Origin of the sequence: Streptomyces sp. NPDC007929 (assembly GCF_042959065.1) — a bacterium.
Taxonomy (GTDB): Bacteria; Actinomycetota; Actinomycetes; order Streptomycetales; family Streptomycetaceae; genus Streptomyces.
On sequence record NZ_JBIBKD010000008.1, the window covers coordinates 169,384 to 187,346 of the forward strand.

The 17,963-nt window shown below is 72.6% G+C and carries 16 protein-coding genes; 5 read left to right on the top strand and 11 right to left on the bottom strand.

The window, feature by feature from the left end; all coding sequences use genetic code 11:
• Positions 1–98: 98 nt before the first annotated feature.
• The 7 genes from rnc to recG all read right to left on the bottom strand — a co-directional run bounded on the left by rnc (position 99) and on the right by recG (position 6,545).
• The gene (gene rnc, locus ACFZDE_RS26850; RefSeq protein WP_391204009.1) at positions 99–947 is read right to left on the bottom strand and encodes a ribonuclease III; all 849 of its coding nucleotides are present in this window, start codon (positions 945–947) and stop codon (positions 99–101) included.
• Positions 948–954: 7 nt separating this feature from the next.
• Positions 955–1,128 carry a 50S ribosomal protein L32 gene (gene rpmF / locus ACFZDE_RS26855; protein ID WP_003951102.1) on the bottom strand — a complete coding sequence of 58 codons (174 nt, stop codon included), beginning with the start codon at positions 1,126–1,128 and terminating at the stop codon, positions 955–957.
• A gap of 2 nt (positions 1,129–1,130) precedes the next feature.
• Complete coding sequence (locus ACFZDE_RS26860) at positions 1,131–1,781, bottom strand: YceD family protein (protein ID WP_391003950.1); 651 nt, start codon at positions 1,779–1,781, stop codon at positions 1,131–1,133.
• A gap of 127 nt (positions 1,782–1,908) precedes the next feature.
• Positions 1,909–3,012, bottom strand: coding sequence for a cell division initiation protein (locus ACFZDE_RS26865; RefSeq protein WP_391204013.1), 1,104 nt, complete (start codon positions 3,010–3,012; stop codon positions 1,909–1,911).
• 121 nt (positions 3,013–3,133) lie between these two features.
• Positions 3,134–3,613 (bottom strand): pantetheine-phosphate adenylyltransferase, encoded by a 480-nt coding sequence (gene coaD, locus ACFZDE_RS26870; RefSeq protein WP_391004268.1) that lies wholly within the window; start codon positions 3,611–3,613, stop codon positions 3,134–3,136.
• Positions 3,614–3,639: 26 nt separating this feature from the next.
• Positions 3,640–4,227, bottom strand: coding sequence for a 16S rRNA (guanine(966)-N(2))-methyltransferase RsmD (gene rsmD, locus ACFZDE_RS26875; protein ID WP_391204016.1), 588 nt, complete (start codon positions 4,225–4,227; stop codon positions 3,640–3,642).
• An 80-nt stretch (positions 4,228–4,307) separates the two neighbouring features.
• On the bottom strand, positions 4,308–6,545 hold the full coding sequence (recG, locus tag ACFZDE_RS26880) for an ATP-dependent DNA helicase RecG (protein ID WP_391204018.1): 2,238 nt from the start codon (positions 6,543–6,545) through the stop codon (positions 4,308–4,310).
• A 187-nt stretch (positions 6,546–6,732) separates the two neighbouring features.
• Between recG and ACFZDE_RS26885 the strand changes: the two genes are divergently transcribed.
• Positions 6,733–8,571 (top strand): HSP90 family protein, encoded by a 1,839-nt coding sequence (locus ACFZDE_RS26885; RefSeq protein WP_391204021.1) that lies wholly within the window; start codon positions 6,733–6,735, stop codon positions 8,569–8,571.
• A complete protein-coding gene (locus tag ACFZDE_RS26890) occupies positions 8,568–11,537 on the top strand; it encodes a tetratricopeptide repeat protein (RefSeq protein WP_391204025.1) in 2,970 nt (989 codons plus the stop codon). Before ACFZDE_RS26885 ends, ACFZDE_RS26890 begins: the two co-directional genes overlap by 4 nt.
• Before the next feature lie 57 nt (positions 11,538–11,594).
• On the opposite strand, the gene ACFZDE_RS26895 is transcribed toward ACFZDE_RS26890, so the two are convergent.
• Positions 11,595–13,442 carry a DAK2 domain-containing protein gene (locus ACFZDE_RS26895; RefSeq protein WP_391204028.1) on the bottom strand — a complete coding sequence of 616 codons (1,848 nt, stop codon included), beginning with the start codon at positions 13,440–13,442 and terminating at the stop codon, positions 11,595–11,597.
• Positions 13,443–13,710: 268 nt separating this feature from the next.
• Between ACFZDE_RS26895 and rpmB the strand changes: the two genes are divergently transcribed.
• Entirely contained in the window at positions 13,711–13,896 is a 186-nt protein-coding gene (gene rpmB, locus ACFZDE_RS26900) for a 50S ribosomal protein L28 (RefSeq protein ID WP_004924906.1), read from the top strand.
• Positions 13,897–14,021: 125 nt separating this feature from the next.
• Here rpmB and thiD read toward each other — a convergent pair whose 3' ends face one another.
• Positions 14,022–14,813, bottom strand: a complete 792-nt coding sequence (gene thiD, locus ACFZDE_RS26905; RefSeq protein WP_391003964.1) for a bifunctional hydroxymethylpyrimidine kinase/phosphomethylpyrimidine kinase — start codon at positions 14,811–14,813, stop codon at positions 14,022–14,024.
• Complete coding sequence (locus tag ACFZDE_RS26910; RefSeq protein ID WP_391003966.1) at positions 14,810–15,775, bottom strand: thiamine-phosphate kinase; 966 nt, start codon at positions 15,773–15,775, stop codon at positions 14,810–14,812. The genes thiD and ACFZDE_RS26910 overlap by 4 nt, the downstream gene beginning before the upstream one ends.
• A gap of 205 nt (positions 15,776–15,980) precedes the next feature.
• Between ACFZDE_RS26910 and ACFZDE_RS26915 the strand changes: the two genes are divergently transcribed.
• Positions 15,981–16,214, top strand: coding sequence for an Lrp/AsnC family transcriptional regulator (locus tag ACFZDE_RS26915; RefSeq protein WP_381462503.1), 234 nt, complete (start codon positions 15,981–15,983; stop codon positions 16,212–16,214).
• A 20-nt stretch (positions 16,215–16,234) separates the two neighbouring features.
• Positions 16,235–16,756 (top strand): DUF3515 family protein, encoded by a 522-nt coding sequence (locus ACFZDE_RS26920; protein WP_391003969.1) that lies wholly within the window; start codon positions 16,235–16,237, stop codon positions 16,754–16,756.
• Between the two features lie 34 nt (positions 16,757–16,790).
• On the opposite strand, the gene ACFZDE_RS26925 is transcribed toward ACFZDE_RS26920, so the two are convergent.
• Complete coding sequence (locus tag ACFZDE_RS26925) at positions 16,791–17,948, bottom strand: D-alanine--D-alanine ligase (protein WP_391003971.1); 1,158 nt, start codon at positions 17,946–17,948, stop codon at positions 16,791–16,793.
• Positions 17,949–17,963 lie beyond the last annotated feature (15 nt).

Consider the following 17,963-nt stretch of genomic DNA (forward strand, 5'->3'; position numbering starts at 1 on the left):
CCCGTCACATACCTGTGGATGACGCGAGCGCCCGCCCCGGGCAGGGGCGGGCGCTCGGGTGCGCTGTGCGTGCCGCCCCCGGTGAGGGGCGGCGGCGGTCAGCCGTCGGCGGGGCCGTCGGCGACCGTCCGGACGGCCTGAGCAGCTGTCGTCTGCGTCTCCTCGGCGGCCTTCGCCGCCTTGGCACGCTCGTCCGCCGCGGCCCGGATGGACCGCCACGCGGACTCGGCGGCCTGCTGCTCCGCCTCCTTCTTGCTGCGGCCGGTGCCGGTGCCGTACGAGACGCCTCCGACGCGGGCGGCAGCAGTGAAGGTCTTCTCATGGTCGGGGCCGGTCTCCGTGACCAGGTACTCGGGAACTCCGAGCCCCTCGGTCGCGGTGAGCTCCTGGAGACTGGTCTTCCAGTCCAGGCCGGCTCCGAGATTCGAAGACTTTTCGATCAGGGGGTCGAACAGGCGGTGCACCAGCTCCGCCGCCGAGTCCAGTCCCTGGTCGAGGTAGACCGCGCCGATCACCGCTTCGAGCGTGTCGGCGAGGATGGACGCCTTGTCCCGGCCGCCCGTGCCCTCTTCGCCCCGGCCGAGCCGGATGAAGGAGCCCAGGTCGAGCCCTCGGCCCACCTCGGCGAGCGCACGCGAGTTGACCACCGCCGCCCTCAGCTTGGCCAGCTGGCCTTCTGGGAGGTCGGGGTGGGTGCGGTACAGCGTGTCCGTGACCACGAGGCCGAGCACGGAGTCCCCGAGGAACTCCAGGCGCTCGTTGGTCGGCAGACCGCCGTTCTCGTATGCGTACGACCGGTGGGTCAGTGCGCGCACCAGAAGGGCGGACTCGAGCTTGTAGCCGAGCCGCCCTTCCAGAAGCGTGTGGGACGAGGCCTGGTTGTCCGCCGGAGCACTCCCGCTCGCACGGGAAGACTTGTTCTTAGGCGTGGACACAGTGCCTCTCACCAGCCGCTCAGACCTCGAGGACCTGGCGCTTGTTGTAGGTGCCGCAAGACGGGCACGCGATGTGCTGCTGCTTGGGCTCGTGGCAGCGCTCGCACGCAACCAGGGTGGGGACCGCAGCCTTCCACTGCGACCGGCGGTGGCGCGTGTTGCTGCGCGACATCTTCCGCTTCGGAACAGCCACGGCTACTTCTCCTGCTTCTCGTCGACGCCCGCTTCCGCTTCGGCGCCGCTCATCTCGTCCTTCTCGCCGTCCTTCATGGTGCCGGCGAGTCCCTGCAATGCCGCCCAACGGATGTCGACGGCGTCGTGGTGGTGCTCCGGGTCGTCCGCCAGCCGCGCGCCGCACTCGGCACACAGACCGGGGCAGTCTTCCCGGCACACCGGCTGCATCGGCAGTGCGAGCACCACCGCATCACGCAGCACGGGCTCGAGGTCGAACAAGCCGTCCTCGAGGAAGAGCCTGTCCTCGTCGTCCTCGGCGTCGTCGCCCGGTTCCGCGATCACGCGGCCCCGGTCGTCGGCGTCAGGGTACGAGAACATCTCCTGGAACTCCGCTTCGAGCTGCTGCTCGAGCGGCTCCAGACACCTTACGCACTCCCCTTCGGCCGCGGCACGGGCGGTGCCTGTGACGAGCACCCCTTCCATGACCGACTCCAGGCGGAGTCCGAGCTCCACCGGGGCGCCTTCCGGCACTCCGATGACTCCCTTGATACCGAGGTCCTTGGGAGCGTCGACCGTGCGGGTCAGGCGCTGCAGCGCACCAGGACGCCGACCCAGCTCGTGTGTGTCGAACACGAGGGGGTTGCGGTGGTCGAGGCGGGCGTTCAGGGCCATTCCTGCTTTCGATCTGGTGAGCTCGGGGGACGCTGCCCTTCGGTGTTCCGGGCAGCGGTGATCGCGGACGTACACGCGACCGAAGAGCCAGGATACTGGACCTTTCGCTGTCGGCCCAATCCGGTGCTCAGCCCTGGCCGCGACCCTGTTCGTAGGCCCGCAGCTGCTCGGCGCTGATCATGCCGGTGTCGAAGAGGCTGGTCTCGTCGAGGGCGTACCCCTGCTGGGCGTGGTGGCCTTGTTGCTGCGCCTGCTGCTGGGCCTGGTTCGGGTCGTAGGCCGCCTGCTGGGGGTCATAACCCTGGTACGCGTAGGGATCGGCGTGCTGGTAGCCGTAGGGGTCCTGCTGGGCCGCGTAGGCCTGCTGCGGGTAGCCGCCGTACGGATCCTGCTGCTGGACCGGGTCCGGGGTGTAGCCGGCGGTCGGGGCGTACGCCTGCTGCGGGTAGTCCTGCTGGGCGGCGGGCTGCTGGGCGGCGGGCTGCCCGGCCGCGGGCTCCTGCTCGGCGAGGGCGGCCAGGTCGGCGAGGTAGTCGGCGTCGCTGGAGTGCTGGACGGTGCCCGTGTCGTCGGCGAGGGACCCGAGGTCGTCGGTGGCGATCCGGCCGTGCAGCTTCTGCCGGCCGCGGCCGACGGCCTCCAGCGTCTTGGCGAGGACCGCCTCGAAGGCGCCCAGCTTGACGTCGACGTACTCGTCGGCGCTGCGGCGCTGGGTCTGCGGGTCGTGGCTGCGCTCGGGGGCGTCGTCGTCCTCGGGGTTGTCGTATCCCAGCTCGTCGGTGCCGGGGCCGGTGCCCAGGAGCTTCTCGCGGCCGCGGCCGACGGAGCCCAGGGTCTTGGTGAGGACGACCTCGAAGTTGGCGAGCTTGGAGTCGACGTACTCGTCGGCCTCGGCGCGGATCTCCTCGGCCTCCTGGCGGGCCTCGGCGAGGATCCGGTCGGCCTCGGCCTGGGAGCGGCGGGCGACCTCGGTGCCGGAGATCAGCGAGCCCCGCTCGGCGTGCGCGCTCTCGATGATCTGCTGGGCCTCCTGGCGGGCCCGCTCGACCAGCTGCTCACGGCCGCCGATCAGCTCCTGCGCCTGGGCGAGGGAGTCGGGCAGGGCCGCGCGCACCTCCTCCAGCAGCGCGAGCAGCTCGGCGCGGTTGACCACGCACGAGGCCGACATGGGCATGGACCTGGCGCCGGAGACCGCGGAGACGATCTCGTCGAGCTTCTTCTGCACGTCCACCGTGTGCTCGCCACTCTCTACAGATGCGTTGGAGACGGACGGGACGACTGTACGGCCATGGGGTCCACGCCGGACACCGGGTGACGGGCGGTCAGGGCCCGGAAGGGCTCCGGGGGCCGGTTCAGTCCTTCCTCAGGCGCTCGGTGAGCTCGCCGAGGACCTCGGCCGGGACCAGGTGGGAGACGTCGCCGCCCCAGGTCGCGACCTCCTTGACCAGGGAGGACGACAGGAAGCTGTAGGTGGGGTTGGTGGGGATGAAGAGGGTCTCCACGCCCGAGAGGCCGTTGTTCATCTGGGCCATCTGCAGCTCGTAGTCGAAGTCGCTGACCGCGCGCAGGCCCTTGACGATGGCGGGGATCTCGCGCTGCTTGCAGAAGTCGACGAGCAGGCCGTGGAAGGCCTCCACGCGGACGTTGCCGTACTCGGCGGTGACCCGGCGGATCAGGTCGATCCGCTCGTCGATCTCGAACAGGCCCTTCTTGGCCTGGTTGATCATCACCGCGACGTAGACCTCGTCGTACAGCCTGGAGGCGCGCGAGATGATGTCGAGGTGTCCGTTGGTGATCGGGTCGAACGACCCGGGACAGACGGCGCGGCGCACTTGTGATCCCTCGCTCTCCGGTCCGGTCATCGTGCGTCTTCGCACGTAGAGGCGGCGCGACCGTACCAAAACGTTCCCTCGCCGTAGCGACGGGCCCTCAGGGGTTCGAAACCCTCGGGCCACCGGAATTCACCGCCTCTGGTGCTGCGCTCCACGGTGACGAGGGCTTCCTCGGCGAGCCAGCCCTCCGTGCGGAGTGTGAGGAGGATCTCCCGAAGATCGTCGTCCGTGACGGCGTACGGGGGGTCGAGGAAGACGAGGTCGTACGGGTCGCCGGGGGGCGTGGTGCGGATGATCTGTTCGGCTTTGCCCGCTCTGATTTCGGCGCCGGGGAGGCCGAGGTTCTTCACGTTCTCGCGGACCGTGCGGGCGGCTTTGGCGTCGGCCTCGACCAGGAGGGTGTGGCCCGCGCCGCGGGACAGGGCCTCCAGGCCCACTGCGCCCGAGCCGGCGTAGAGGTCGAGCACGCGTTCGCCGTCCAGGGGACCGCCGAGGAGGGACTGCCAGGTGGAGAAGAGGCCTTCGCGTGCGCGGTCGGAGGTGGGGCGGGTGCCGGTGCCGGGAGGTACGGCGAGTCGACGTCCGCCGGCTGTGCCGGCGATCACGCGGGTCATCTCGGGTCCTTGGTCGTGGGTCGCATCAAGGTTCAGTGTGGCTGGTCGCGCAGTTCCCCGCGCCCCTGGGTGGGTAACGCTCACCCCTTTTCCAGGTACTGCTCCCTCTCCTCGTCCAAAAGGGCGTCCAACGCCGTCCGGAGTGCGGGCAGGTGAGTCAGCTCCGGGTCGGCGGCCACTACCGCCGTCGCCTCCTCCCTCGCCTCCGCGATGATCTCCTCGTCCTCGATGACGGCGAGCACCTTCAGGGAGGTCCTGGCGCCGGACTGGGCCTGGCCGAGGACGTCGCCCTCGCGGCGCTGCTCCAGGTCGATGCGGGAGAGTTCGAAGCCGTCGAGGGTGGAGGCGACGGCGCCCAGGCGCTGGCGGGCGGGGCTCGCCTCGGGCATCTCGGTGACCAGGAGGCACAGGCCGGGGGCCGAGCCGCGGCCGACGCGGCCGCGCAGCTGGTGGAGCTGGGAGACGCCGAAGCGGTCGGCGTCCATGATCACCATGGCGGTGGCGTTGGGCACGTTGACGCCGACCTCGATGACCGTGGTGGCGACCAGGACATGGGTCTCGCCGGCGGCGAAGCGGCGCATGACGGCGTCCTTGTCGTCGGGGTGCATCCTGCCGTGCAGCACCTCGACCCGGAGTCCCTGGAGAGGGCCCTTCGTGAGCTGATCGGCCACGTCGAGCACGGCGAGGGGCGGGCGCTTCTCCGCGGCGTCCTCCGGGGACTGCGGTGGCTTCTTCCGGCCGGACTTCTTCGGGTCGTCCTCCTCGTCGCCGATGCGCGGGCAGACGACGTATGCCTGGTGTCCGTTCTCGACCTCCTCGCGGACCCTTTCCCACGCGCGCGAAAGGAAGTGGGGCTTGTCGGCGGCCGGGACCACATGGCTGGCGATCGGTGAGCGGCCGGCCGGGAGCTGGTCGAGGACGGAGGTCTCCAGGTCGCCGAAGACGGTCATGGCGACCGTGCGCGGGATGGGTGTGGCCGTCATGACGAGGAGGTGGGGCGGCTGTTTGCCCTTGCCGCGCAGGGCGTCGCGCTGCTCGACGCCGAAGCGGTGCTGTTCGTCGACCACGACCAGGCCCAGGTCGTGGAACTGCACCTTGTCCTCGATCAGCGCGTGCGTGCCGATGACGATGCCGGCCTCGCCGGTGGTGAGGTCGAGCAGGGCGTGCCGCCGGGCGGCCGCTCCCATGGAGCCGGTCAGCAGCACGACCTTGGTGGCCTGCTCGGCGCCGCCCAGCATGCCGCCCTCGGCCAGCTCGCCCATCATCTCGACGATCGAGCGGTGGTGCTGCTGGGCCAGCACTTCGGTGGGCGCGAGCATGGCGGCCTGGCCTCCGGCGTCGACCACGGCGAGCATGGCGCGCAGCGCCACCATCGTCTTCCCGCTGCCCACCTCCCCCTGCAACAGCCGGTGCATCGGATGGTCGGTGGCCAGGTCGTCGAAGATCTCTTTCGAGACGCGCCGCTGGCCGTCGGTGAGAGTGAAGGGGAGGCGGGCGTCGAAAGCGGTGAGGAGGCCGTCGGGGGCCGGTTTGCGGGGGACGGCGGGGAGTTGGGCGTCCGCGTGGCGTCGGCGGGCCAGGGCGACCTGGAGGACGAAGGCCTCGTCCCACTTGAGGCGGGAGCGGGCGTCCTCGATGTCGGCCTTGGTGTGCGGACGGTGGATCTTGAGGAGGGCTTCGGGGAGCGGGACCAGGCCGCGGCCCTCGCGCAGGCTGTCCGGGAGCGGGTCGACGGCCTCCTGGGCGGTGGGCAGGACCGTCTGGATCGCCTTGCCGATCTTCCAGGACTCCAGCTTGGCGGTGGCGGGGTAGATCGGAATCAGGGCGCCCGCCCAGGTCTCGACGGATTCCGCCGGATCGTCGTCGGTACCGCGCAGCAACTCGTAGGCCGGATGGGCGAGTTGCAGACGGCGGTTGAAGACGGAGACCTTGCCCGCGAACATCGCCCGGGTGCCCGGCAGGAGTTCCTTGTGGGGCTTGTGGACGCCGGCGCCGAAGAAGACCAGTTGGAGCCGGCCGCTGCCGTCCGTGATCGTGACCTCCAGGCGCTGGCCCTTGCCGCGCGGGGCCTTGGCGGAGGCGAAGGTGTGCAGACGGGCGTCGGCGACCTGCGCGACCACCGTGACGTGCTCGTCCATGGGGAGGTCGGCGAGGTGGGTGAGCTGGCCGCGCTCCTCGTATCTGCGCGGGTAGTGGTGCAGGAGGTCGCCGACGGTGAGCAGGCCGAGGTGCTCGGCCATCACCTTCGCGGTGGCGGGGCCGAGCACCGACTTCAGCGGCTGTCGCAGGGGTTCTTCCAGTGCGGGCACGAGATCCATTGCACACCACGCCACTGACAATGGCTTCCAGGCCGGGGCCACCTCGCCGTAAAGATCCCGGAAACCCCTGGTCAGGCGGCCCGTTCGGGCCTTAGGATGACGCGCTCCCGGCCCTCTTTCGCGGTCACCGCCCCACCGGGACCGCCCGACCCCGCGCCGTCGCGAGTCCCCCACCGGCGCCGTGAAGATGGACTCCCAGACCTCACCGGCATCCCAGCCCTCCCCTTCGCCCCAGTCACCTCATACGTTCCAGGTCGACCTGCGTGGTCTGGTGGACCTGCTCTCCCATCACCTCTACTCCAGCCCCAAGGTCTATCTGCGCGAGCTGCTGCAGAACGCCGTGGACGCCGTTACGGCCAGACGCGCGGACGAGCCCGGCGCTCCTGCCCGGGTGCGGTTGTACGCCGAGGGCGGTGCCCTGCGTGTCGAGGACACCGGCGTGGGGCTCACCGAGGCGGACGTGCACAGTCTGCTCGCCACGATCGGGCGCAGTTCCAAGCGCGCCGAGGGGCTGGAGGAGGCCCGCTCCGATTTCCTGGGGCAGTTCGGCATCGGGCTGCTGGCCTGTTTCGTGGTCGCCGAGCGGATCCGGGTCGTCAGCCGCAGTGCCCGTACGCCCGGGGCACCGCCGGTGGAGTGGACGGCGTCCGACGACGGTTCCTACACGGTGCGGACGCTGCCGGACGCCGAGCGGCCCGAACCGGGCACCACCGTGCATCTGGTGGCCCGGGTGGGGGCCGCGGAGTGGCTCGCGCCCGGGCGGGTCGCCCAGCTGGCCCGGGAGTTCGGGTCGCTGCTGCCGTACGACGTCCGGGTCGGTGACGAGGCGGTCAGCGGCCTTCCGGCGCCCTGGGACCGTCCCTACCCGGGCCCGGCCGCGCGCCGTGTCGCCCTGGCCCGGCACTGCCACGACCTGTTCGGCTTCACCCCGCTGGACACGATCGACCTGTCGGTGCCGCTGGCCGGCATCCGCGGGGTGGCGTACGTACTGCCCTCAGCGGTGAGCCCGGCCCAGCGCGCGGGGCACCGGGTGCATCTGAAGGGCATGCTGCTGACCGAGCGGGCCGAACAGCTGCTGCCCGACTGGGCGTTCTTCGTGCGCTGTGTGCTCGACACGGACGCCCTGCGGCCCACGGCCTCCCGCGAGGCGCTGTACGAGGACGAGACGCTGGCCGGGGTGCGGGAGGCGCTGGGCGAGCGGATCCGGGCCTGGCTGACGGGGCTGGCTGCCGGTGATCCGGAGCGGCTGGCGGCGTTCCTCGCGGTGCACCACCTGGGTGTGAAGTCGCTGGCCCGGCACGACCCGGAGATGCTGCGGGTCATGCTGCCGTGGCTGCCGTTCGAGACGACCGACGGACGGCTGTCCCTGGAGGAGTTCGCGCAGCGCCACCCGGTGGTGCACCTCACGCGGACCGTCGAGGAGTACCGCCAGGTCGCGCCGATCGCGTCCGCGCAGGGCATCGGCGTGATCAACGGCGGCTACACCTACGACAGCGAGCTGGTGCGGGCGCTGCCGTCGGTGCGGCCGGGCACCGTCGTCGCCGAGCTGGACGCGGAGACGGTCACCGCGCATCTGGACGCGGTCGACCCGGCCGAGGAGCTGGCCCTGTCGGGCTTCCTCGCGGCGGCCCGGGCCCGGCTCGACCCGCTGGGCTGTGACGTCGTGCTGCGGGCCTTCCACCCGCTGTCCGTGCCCGCGCTGCACCTCGACGACCGGGACGCCCGGCACGAGCAGGCCCGGGCCGACGCCGAGGAGCAGGCCGACGACCTGTGGGCGGGCATCCTCGGCTCCCTGCGCGGCAGCGCCCCCCGCGCGCGTCTGGTGCTGAACCATCTCAACCCGCTCGTGCGGCGGATCAGCGCGCTGCCCGACCCGGAGCTGATCGGCACGGCGGCGGAGTCGCTGTACGGACAGGCGCTGCTGATGGCGCAGCGGCCGCTGCGGCCGGCGGATTCGGCGCTGCTCAACCGCGCGTTCATCGGCCTGCTGGAGTGGGCCACGCACAGCGAGGACGGCCGGTCATGAGCGAGATCACGGACTTCGACGCCCTGCGCGAGGCGATGGCGGAGAACTCCGAGCAGCCGGAGGGCCCGGCCCGCAACACACGCGCGGAGGAACTGCTGCTCGCGGCCGAGAAGCTCAGCATCCCGCTCGCCGTGATCGAGGCGCTCGGGCACCAGCTGAAGGTCTACAACTACAGCTCCGAGAAGGGGAAGATGTTCGTCCCCTTCGCGCGGCTGCTGCGCATGTGGGACGAGCGGCCCGAGGACTTCGACGCGTACGAGACGCATTCGCTGCACTGGGTCTTCAAGTGGGTGTCGGCCGGCATGCTCGACCAGCCGCACATCCCGCTGGCGTCGATCGAGAAGTGGCTCGGCGAGATGGAGCACCGCTACCGGCTCGCCGGGCACTCAGAGCGGGCCGTGCGCAGTGCCGAGCACAGTGTGGCCGCGCATGTCGGGGACGTCGCGCGGGCCGAGCGGGCGTACGCCGCGTGGCTGGCCGCCGACCGGGACAGCATGGCCGACTGCCATGCCTGCGAGCTGCACGGCCAGGGCTGGTGGCAGGCGGAGCGGGGGCGGGACGCCGAGGCGCTGGAGCTGTGGCGGCCGGTGCTGGAGGGCGAGTACACCTGCGCCCACGAGCCGCACACGGTCCTCGCGTCCGCCCTGGTGCCGTTGGTGCGGCTGGGCCGCCTCGACGAGGCCCGGGCCTGCCATCTGCGGGGCTTCCGGCTGGTCCGGGCGATGGAGAGCATGCGTGGCGCGTACGCGGACCACGTGGAGTTCTGCGCGCTGACCGGCAACGAGGCGCGGGGCCTTGAGCTGCTCGCGGAGCGCCCGGCGTACTTCACCGACGACGGTCAGCCGCGCAGCAGGCTGGACTTCATGAGCGTGGTGGCGCTGCTGATGGACCGGCTGACCGGGCTCGGTCTTGGCGACCGGCGGGTGCCGGGGCCGGCCGGACGGGAGTGGACCGCGCGCGAACTCGCCGCGCACGCGCGCGGGGAGGCCCTCGCCCTGGCGGCGCGCTTCGACGAACGCAACGGCACGGCGCACGTGAGCGAACGGGCACGCGCGCGTATGGCGCGCCGGCCGCTGGTGGAACGGTTGCCGCTCGGGGTCCGGTCGGTACGGCCGGCTCCCCCGCCCGCTCCGGCCACGGCCACGGCCGCGACCGTGACCGCGGCTGCGGCTGCGGTCGACGGCGCCGGGCAGCCGGATCTGCCCGCGCTGCTGGCCGAGGCACGGCGGCTGTCGGACCACCTGCGGCCGAACGCCGTGGAGGCGTGGGCGGCGGCCGCCGAGGCCGCTGAAGGCGTCGAGCTGGACCCGCGCGACCGTGCCGAGATGGCCGACCACGAGGCGATGGCCCTCGGCCCCGAGGGAGCCGGCCTCTTCGAGCGGGCCGCAGGCCTCTACGCGGAGGCCGGCGACCCGGGCGAGGCCCTGGCGGCACGCGCGCGTGGGGCGTACGTCCGAGCCCTCGCGGGTGACGTGGACGGCGCCGCCGCCGCGGTGACCGGCCTCTACGACGAGGTCCTCGCGCTGTATGCCGCCGACGGCACGGGTCTGCGGCAGACGGCGTCCGTCGTGATGAGCCGGGCGCGGATCCTGACGCGCAGAGCGCACGACGCCGAGGGCGACGGGACGGTCCTCGCCGAGGCCGAGGCCGCCGTACGGGAGGTCCTGGCCCTCGTCGACGGGCGGACCGGGGAGGACGTGCGGCTGGCCGCGCGGGTCGCCGAGGCGCAGGCGATGCTCGGCGAGCTGGCGGGGCTGGCCGGTGAGCTGGAGACGGCCGCGGAGCTGTTCGCCCGGGGCGCGTCGGCGTTCGTCGCGGCGGGCCTGCCGTGGTTCGCGGTGGAGTACGAGGCCCGGCTGGCCTCACTCGCCCACCACCTCGGTGACATGACCGAGGCGGAGCGGGCGCTGCGGGCGGCCCTGGAGCACGGCGGACAGCAGCTGGAGGCGCCCGGCCGGGCCCAGCTGCACCTCCAGCTCGGGGAGGTCGTGGGCGGCCGGGGCGACGCCGTGGAGGCCGCCGAGCACGCCCTGGAGGCCGCCCACTGGGCCGACGAGGCGGGCGAGTCGGCGACGCTGGGCGCCTGGGCGCGGCAGCAGCTCGGCGGGTTCCTGCTGCGGCAGGGCAGGTGGGCCGAGGCCGCGGAGGTGCTGGAGGCGGCCCTGCCCGACCTGACCGCCGAGACACACGGCGACGGGGCGGTCGTGCAGACGCAGTGGTGGCTCGGTGACTGCCTGAGCGAGCTCGGCGAGCACCGCGCGGCGGCCGAACGGCGTCTGCAGGCCGCCGAGATCGCCCGGCACTGGCCCGAGCAGCACGACCACGCGACCCTCGCCCACCTGGCCGGGGAGTCCCTCGGGCAGGCCGGACTCGCGGCCGAGGCGGACCGGGCCTACGCGCGCGCGGGCGACCTGTGGCGCACGCTCGGCAACACCCACGGCCTGATCCGCTCCCTGCGCGCCCGCGCCTGGCTGGTCCTGCGGGCGGCGGACGGGCTGGACGAGGCGCGCGGTCTGATGGCGGAAGCGGTCCGCGAGTGCGAGGCGGCACGGGACGCGGCGCCCGACGAGGAGTCCCGACAGCCGTTCGTCGCCGAACTCGGCCACACGCACGGGCAGTTCGGCGACCTGCTGACCCGTTCCGCCGTCGAGGACGACGAAGACGCCGCGGTCCGGGACCTGTTCGAGGAGGCGCTGGCCCATGTGGTGCGGGCGGCCGAGGTGTTCGCGTCCCTCGGGGACGGCGCCCTGCACAGCCGCACCGGAGCGGAACTCGCCGCGGGCCGGCTGGAGGCCGAACTGGACCGCCCCGCCGACGCGGTGGCACGCGCGCGTGCGGTGCTGGCGGCGTACGAGGGGTACGACGGCGCGGGGACGGGCGACGGGGACGGTGAGGCCGATGCGGTGCGGGCCCGCCGGGCGGAGGCGGAACAGCTGCTCCGGCTGCTCACGGAGCGGCCGGACTGAGCGGGCACCACTCCGCCGCCCGCCCCGCCCAGACCGATGAGAAGCGCGAGGCCCGCCCTACTCCACGCCGATGAGGAGCAGGGCCCCTTGCCGTCCGCCCCGGTACACGACCGTGTCGACGGCGAGGTACCCCTCGCGGACCCGGCCCTCCAGGTGATCGGCGACGCTGTCGGGGACGTCGTCGCCGAGGACCAGGGTGACCATCTCGCCCCCGGCCGAGAGCATGCGTTCCAGGACGGCCTCGGCGGTCACCGCGAGGTCCGAGCCGATCACCGCCACGTCACCGTCGATCAGGCCCAGGACGTCACCGGCCTGGCAGATGCCGGCCATCGTCCAGGACTGGCGTTCGGCGATGGTGACCTCGGCGTAGCGGGTGGCCCCGGCGGCCGAGGTCATGGACACGACGTCCTCGTCGAAGCGGCGGTCCGGCTCGTGCACGGCGAGCGCCGCTATGCCCTGGACCGCCGAGCGGGTCGGGATCAGCGCCACCCGGACACCCTCCGTGCGGACCTGCTCGGCGGCCGCCGCGGCGGTGTGGCGCAGCTCGGCGTCGTTGGGCAGCAGTACGACCTCGCGCGCGTGGGCCCGCCGTACGGCCTGGACGAGCTCGCCGCTGGCGGGGGGCTCCCCGGGGCGGGCGAGCACGGTCGTCGCGCCGGCCTCCGCGTACAGCCCGGCCAGGCCCTCGCCCGGCACGACGGCCACCACGGCCCGCTGGGCGCGCTCCCGGGGCGGCCGCTCGGCCCCGGTGGTGTGGACGTCACCGGCGCCGAAGTGGGTGATGCGGATGCGGTGGGGCCGCCCGGCCTCGATACCGGCCTCGACGGCGGCGCCCGCGTCGTCGACATGGACGTGGACGTTCCACAGCCCGTCCCCGCCGACCACGACGAGGGAGTCCCCGAGGGCGTCGAGCCGCCCCCGCAGCCGCTCCACGGCCGCGTCCTCGGCCTCCAGGAGGTAGATCACCTCGAAGGCCGGCCCTTCCTGACCGGGCGGCGAGGCCACGGCGCTGTCGACGCACTCCCCGGAGGCGCCGCCGGCCGGGGCGGGGCCGTCGACGGGGGCCCGGCCCTCTACGGGAACCGGGCCTTTTACGGGGACCGGGCCTTCCATGGGCCGCACGCGCGCGTGGGGGACCCCGGCGGGCCCGGCGCACGCGCTCGCCGCCACCGTCCTCGCCCCCTCCCGCGCCCGCTCCCCCGTGAACGTCTCGACCAGCGCCCCGAGCACCGCGACCAGTCCCCGCCCGCCCGCGTCGACCACCCCGGCGCGTTCCAGGACCGGCAGCTGGCCCGGGGTCGCGGCGAGTGCCGTGCGGGCTCCGTCGTAGGCCGCCCTGGCCACGGTCCCGCAGTCGCCCTCCGCGCCGTCGGCGGCGTCGGCGGCGGCCGAGGCGACCGTGAGGACGGTGCCCTCGACGGGGTGGGCGACGGCCCGGCGGGCGGAGTCGGCCGCGTGCCGCAGGGCGAGCCGCAGGTCCCGGCCGTCGGCGCGGGCGGTGTCGTCGCCGGCCAGCACCTGGGCCATGCCGCGCAGCAGCTGGGCGAGGATCGTCCCGGAGTTCCCGCGAGCGCCGATGAGGGCGCCGTGCGCCATCGCCCGGGCGGCGTCGGCGAGCGTCGGCTCCCCCACGCTCCCGGCGCGCACCGCGCTCCCGGCACCCACCACGGCCTCGGACCCCACCACGGCCGCGGACCCCGTCGCGTGTCCCGCGAACACCGCCTCGACCGCCGCGACCGCCGACTCCACGGTCAGGTACAGATTGGTGCCGGTGTCGCCGTCCGCCACGGGATAGACGTTGATCGCGTCGATCTCCTCACGCGCCCGCCCGAGTGTCTCGAGCGCGAGACCGCACCAGGTGCGCACCGCGAGAGCATCGAAGAATGTCTGCGGCACCTGCGCCACTACGCCTCCCTGAGCTGCTGGACGTGGCTCGCAGCGTAGACCCCGGGGCGGTCCCGACCGGAAGAGGGCGGGGCCGGGCCCCTGAGCTGCCATGGTAGTTTCGTTCTACGGGTGCAGCCGTTGTATGCTGCTCCGGTTGCCCGATCTGATCGGGCCTTCCCCCTGGCAACGCCACTCAGATTTCGACCGGCTCGCACCGAGCCCGAGAATCTTGATCCCGGCCTGCCGGGATCAACCGTAAGTGCATCTGAAGTCTTTGGAGTGACCCGTGGCTGCCAACTGCGACGTCTGCGGCAAGGGGCCGGGCTTCGGCAACAACATCTCGCACTCGCACCGCCGTACGCCCCGTCGCTGGAACCCGAACATCCAGCGTGTGCGTACCGTGGTGGGCGGGACGCCGAAGCGCGTGAACGCTTGCACCTCGTGCATCAAGGCCGGCAAGGTCTCGCGCTGACGCTCAGCTAGCGCGCGGCCACTGCTGGTTCGCTGCAGAGCCGGTCCACCTCTGGTGGGCCGGCTCTTTGCCGTGCCCGTAGGAGCTGTCCGGGGTGCGACGGCAGTGCCACCGCACCCCGGCCGCTACACGCCGCCGTGCAGGCGCCAGCCGTGATCCACCGGCCCGATCCCACCGCCGAGCGCGAACCCGGCCGCGACGGCCCCCGTGACGTACTCCTTGGCCGCCGTCACCGCCTCCGGCACGGACCGCCCCTTCGCGAGCCCGCAGGCGATCGCCGAGGCGAGCGTGCAGCCGGTGCCGTGGGTGTGGCGGTTGTCGTGTCTCGGCGCCCGCAGCCAGTGCTCCTCGGAGCCGTCGGTGAGCAGATCCACGGCGTCCCCGGGCAGGTGCCCGCCCTTGATCAGCACCCAGCGCGGCCCGTACTCCAGGACGGCCGCCGCGGCCCCGCGCATCTCCCGCTCCGACTCGACCTGTACGCCGGTGATCTGGGCCACCTCGTCGAGGTTCGGCGTGGCGACCGTCGCCGCCGGAAGCAGCTTGGAGCGCACCGAGTCCAGCGCGGAGGCGGCGAGCAGGGCGTCGCCGTGCTTGGAGACGCCGACCGGGTCGACGACCGCCGGGGCGTCCGTGCCCGCGATCAACTCGGCGACCGCCTCCACCAGTTCCGCGGAGGCCAGCATCCCGGTCTTGACCGCCTGGACGCCGATGTCGTCGACGACACTGCGGTACTGGGCCCGTACGGCCTCCACCGGCAGTTCCCAAGCCCCTTGCACGCCGAGGGAGTTCTGCGCGGTCACCGCCGTCACGACGCTCATGCCGTGCACGCCGAGCGCGAGCATCGTCTTGAGGTCGGCCTGGATCCCCGCGCCTCCGCCGGAGTCGGAGCCCGCCACCGTGAGAACGCCCGGGATCATGACTCTATGTCCCCGAAGTGGTCCCAGCCGCCCTTGCTGGTCCACGGCGCCCCGTCGACCGTCACCTGGGGCAGCGCCGAGGGGTTGAGGACCTCGCCGATGACCTTCCAGCGGGCGGGCAGCTTCACGTCCGGCGGGAACGTCGCCACGATCGCGTGGTCCTCTCCCCCGGTCAGCACCCACTGCATGGGGTCGACACCGACGGCCTGCCCGATGTCGTTCATCTGCGAGGGGATGTCGATCGCGCCGGAGCGGATGTCGATCCGCACCTTGCTCGCCTCGGCGATGTGCCCGAGGTCCGCGATCAGTCCGTCGCTGACGTCGCACATCGCGGTCGCCCCGAGCCCGGCGGCGGCCGGACCCGCGTGGTACGGCGGCTCGGGACGCCGGTGCGCCTCCACGAACGCCCGCGGCGAGCGGAACCCCCGGGACAGCACCGCGTACCCGGCGGCCGACCAGCCCAGCCAGCCGGTCACCGCGACGCGGTCGCCGGGCTGGGCTCCGGCCCGGGTCACCGGCTCCTGGTTACGCAGATCGCCGAGCGCGGTGATCGACACCATGATCGAGTCGCCGCGTACGACGTCGCCGCCGACCACGGCGGCGCCCGCCACCTGGCATTCGTCGCGCAGGCCGTCCATCAGCTCGCTCGGCCAGGTCACCGGCAGTTCGGCCGGGACGACCAGCCCGAGCAGCAGCGCGGTCGGCACGGCTCCCATGGCGGCGATGTCGGCGAGGTTCTGCGCGGCCGCCTTGCGGCCCACGTCGTAGGCCGTCGACCAGTCCCGCCGGAAGTGCCGGCCCTCCACCAGGATGTCCGTGCTCGCCACGACCCTGCGGTCGGGTGCGGCCACCACGGCGGCGTCGTCGCCGGGGCCGACCCGGACCGCCGGGGTGGTGGTCAGACGGGAGGTGAGCTCCCTGATGAGCCCGAACTCACCGAGCTCACCAACAGTGCCCTTCATTGCCGTTCTCCCCTTCTGTCCCTGTCCGTGCCCGGTCGCGGGGCATCTCGGTCCTCGCTACGGTCGAAGTGACCGGCATGTTCTGCCGGACCTGCACCCCGGCGCGCACAACCCGGTCCCCGCGGGTCTCCCCGCGGCGAGCGGCGACGCGATACCGTGGCGTTCCTTTTCCCCACATGATCCTCGTGGCCGCCCTGGAGGTTCCGTGGTACAGGCGTACATCCTGATCCAGACCGAGGTCGGGAAGGCCTCCGTCGTCGCCGAGACGATCAGCAAGATCCCTGGGATCATCCAGGCCGAGGACGTGACGGGACCCTACGACGTCATCGTGCGGGCCCAGGCCGACACCGTCGACGAACTCGGCCGCATGGTGGTCGCCAAGGTCCAGCAGGTGGACGGCATCACCCGCACCCTGACCTGCCCGGTCGTCCATCTGTAGCCCCCGTCTACCCTGTGCCGGTGAACTCTTTCCGTCACCGGCACCGTTGTGTCTTCCGCGTGTTCCGCCTGCCCGCTGTCGCGCTGTTGATCACTGTTGCGGGCTGCTCCTCAGCAGACGACAGCGCGTCGGCGGCGGTTCCCAGTCCGGACGCGAAGGTCGCGGAACTGTGCCGGAACCTGGACAAAGTACTGCCCGCGAAGGTGGACGGTGAGCGCCGTGCGGATCCCGAGCCCGCGTCGGCGCTGACGGCGGGCTGGGGCAGCCCGGCGATCATACTGCGCTGCGGCGTGCCGCAGCCGCCGAAGATGGTCGATCCCAAGGTCGCCGACGGACACGATCCCGATGCCGTCGCCGGGGGGGTGAACGGCGTGGACTGGCTGATGGAGAAGCAGGGGGGCGACGACGGGTACGTGTTCACCACCGCCAACCGGGAGGCCTACGTCGAGGTCCGGGCGCCGGAGGGCGTGGACACTTCGAGTGTGCTGATCGATCTGGCCGCCGCAGTGAAGAAGGCGATCCCCGAGGGGATCGCCTCCTGAGCGGCACGATCTAGCTGTATTGATCACGAGCGATCTAGCGCAGGCCCGTCGACCGCCTGAGCGCCGCCTGAACCAGCAGGTCGATCAGTTCCGGGTAGCTCACCCCGCTCGCCTGCCACATCTGCGGGTACATCGAGATGGGCGTGAAGCCGGGCATCGTGTTGATCTCGTTGATCACGAACTCGCCGTCCTCGGTGAGGAAGAAGTCCGCGCGGACCAGGCCCTCGCAGGACGCCGCCTCGAACGCGTCGACCGCCAGGCGCTGGACCTCGGCCGTCTCCTCGGGCGTGAGGGGCGCCGGGACGAGGCCCGGGGTGGAGTCGATGTACTTGGCCTCGAAGTCGTAGTACGCCTGCGCCTGGGGCGGGGGGATCTCCGCGGGGAGGGAGGCCCGGGGGCCGTCCTCGAACTCCAGGACGCCGCACTCGATCTCGCGGCCGCGCAGCGCGGCCTCCACGAGGATCTTCGGGTCGTGCCGCTGGGCCTCGGCGACGGCCTCGTCGAGACCGGAGAGGTCGTCGACCTTGGTGATGCCGATCGACGAACCGGCCCGCGAGGGCTTCACGAACAGCGGCCAGCCGTGCTCGCCGGCGAAGTCGACGATCTTCTTGCGGGCGGCGGCCCGGTCCTGCTCCCACTCACGCGGGCGCACCACCACGTACGGGCCCACCTTCAGCCCGAAGGAGGTGAACACCCGCTTCATGTACTCCTTGTCCTGGCCCACGGCCGAGGCGAGCACGCCCGAACCCACGTACGGGACACCGGAGAGCTCCAGGAGGCCCTGGAGGGTGCCGTCCTCCCCGTAGGGGCCGTGCAGCACCGGGAAGACCACGTCGACGTCGCCGAGGGCCTTGGGGACCGATCCCGGCTCGCTGTAGACGACTTCGCGGCTGGCGGGGTCGACCGGGAGGATCACCGCGCCCTCGGCCGACTCGGCGAGCAGGTCGACGCTCGGCGGGCGCCGGTCGACGATCGCCATCCGCTCCGGTTCGTCCGCCGTGAGCGCCCAACGCCCGTCCTGGGTGATGCCGATCGGCAGGACGTCGTACTTCGTCCGGTCGATGGACTTGAGGACGGCGCCGGCGGTGACCACGGAGATCCCGTGTTCGGAGCTGCGCCCGCCGAACACGACGGCCACACGCGGCTTGCGAGGCGGCTGCTCGGGGCTCTGGGGGAGGTTCTCGGTGCTCATATCGGGTTGAGAGTA

What these genes read in the sequence shown, in the direction of transcription:
- ACFZDE_RS26860 (WP_391003950.1), bottom strand. Translation starts at nt 1,781, where the DNA reads ATGGCCCTGAACGCCCGCCTCGACCACCGCAACCCCCTCGTGTTCGAC.
- rsmD (WP_391204016.1), bottom strand. Translation starts at nt 4,227, where the DNA reads ATGACCCGCGTGATCGCCGGCACAGCCGGCGGACGTCGACTCGCCGTA.
- recG (WP_391204018.1), bottom strand. Translation starts at nt 6,545, where the DNA reads ATGGATCTCGTGCCCGCACTGGAAGAACCCCTGCGACAGCCGCTGAAG.
- ACFZDE_RS26885 (WP_391204021.1), top strand. Translation starts at nt 6,733, where the DNA reads ATGGACTCCCAGACCTCACCGGCATCCCAGCCCTCCCCTTCGCCCCAG.
- ACFZDE_RS26890 (WP_391204025.1), top strand. Translation starts at nt 8,568, where the DNA reads ATGAGCGAGATCACGGACTTCGACGCCCTGCGCGAGGCGATGGCGGAG.
- thiD (WP_391003964.1), bottom strand. Translation starts at nt 14,813, where the DNA reads ATGATCCCGGGCGTTCTCACGGTGGCGGGCTCCGACTCCGGCGGAGGC.
- ACFZDE_RS26910 (WP_391003966.1), bottom strand. Translation starts at nt 15,775, where the DNA reads ATGAAGGGCACTGTTGGTGAGCTCGGTGAGTTCGGGCTCATCAGGGAG.
- ACFZDE_RS26925 (WP_391003971.1), bottom strand. Translation starts at nt 17,948, where the DNA reads ATGAGCACCGAGAACCTCCCCCAGAGCCCCGAGCAGCCGCCTCGCAAG.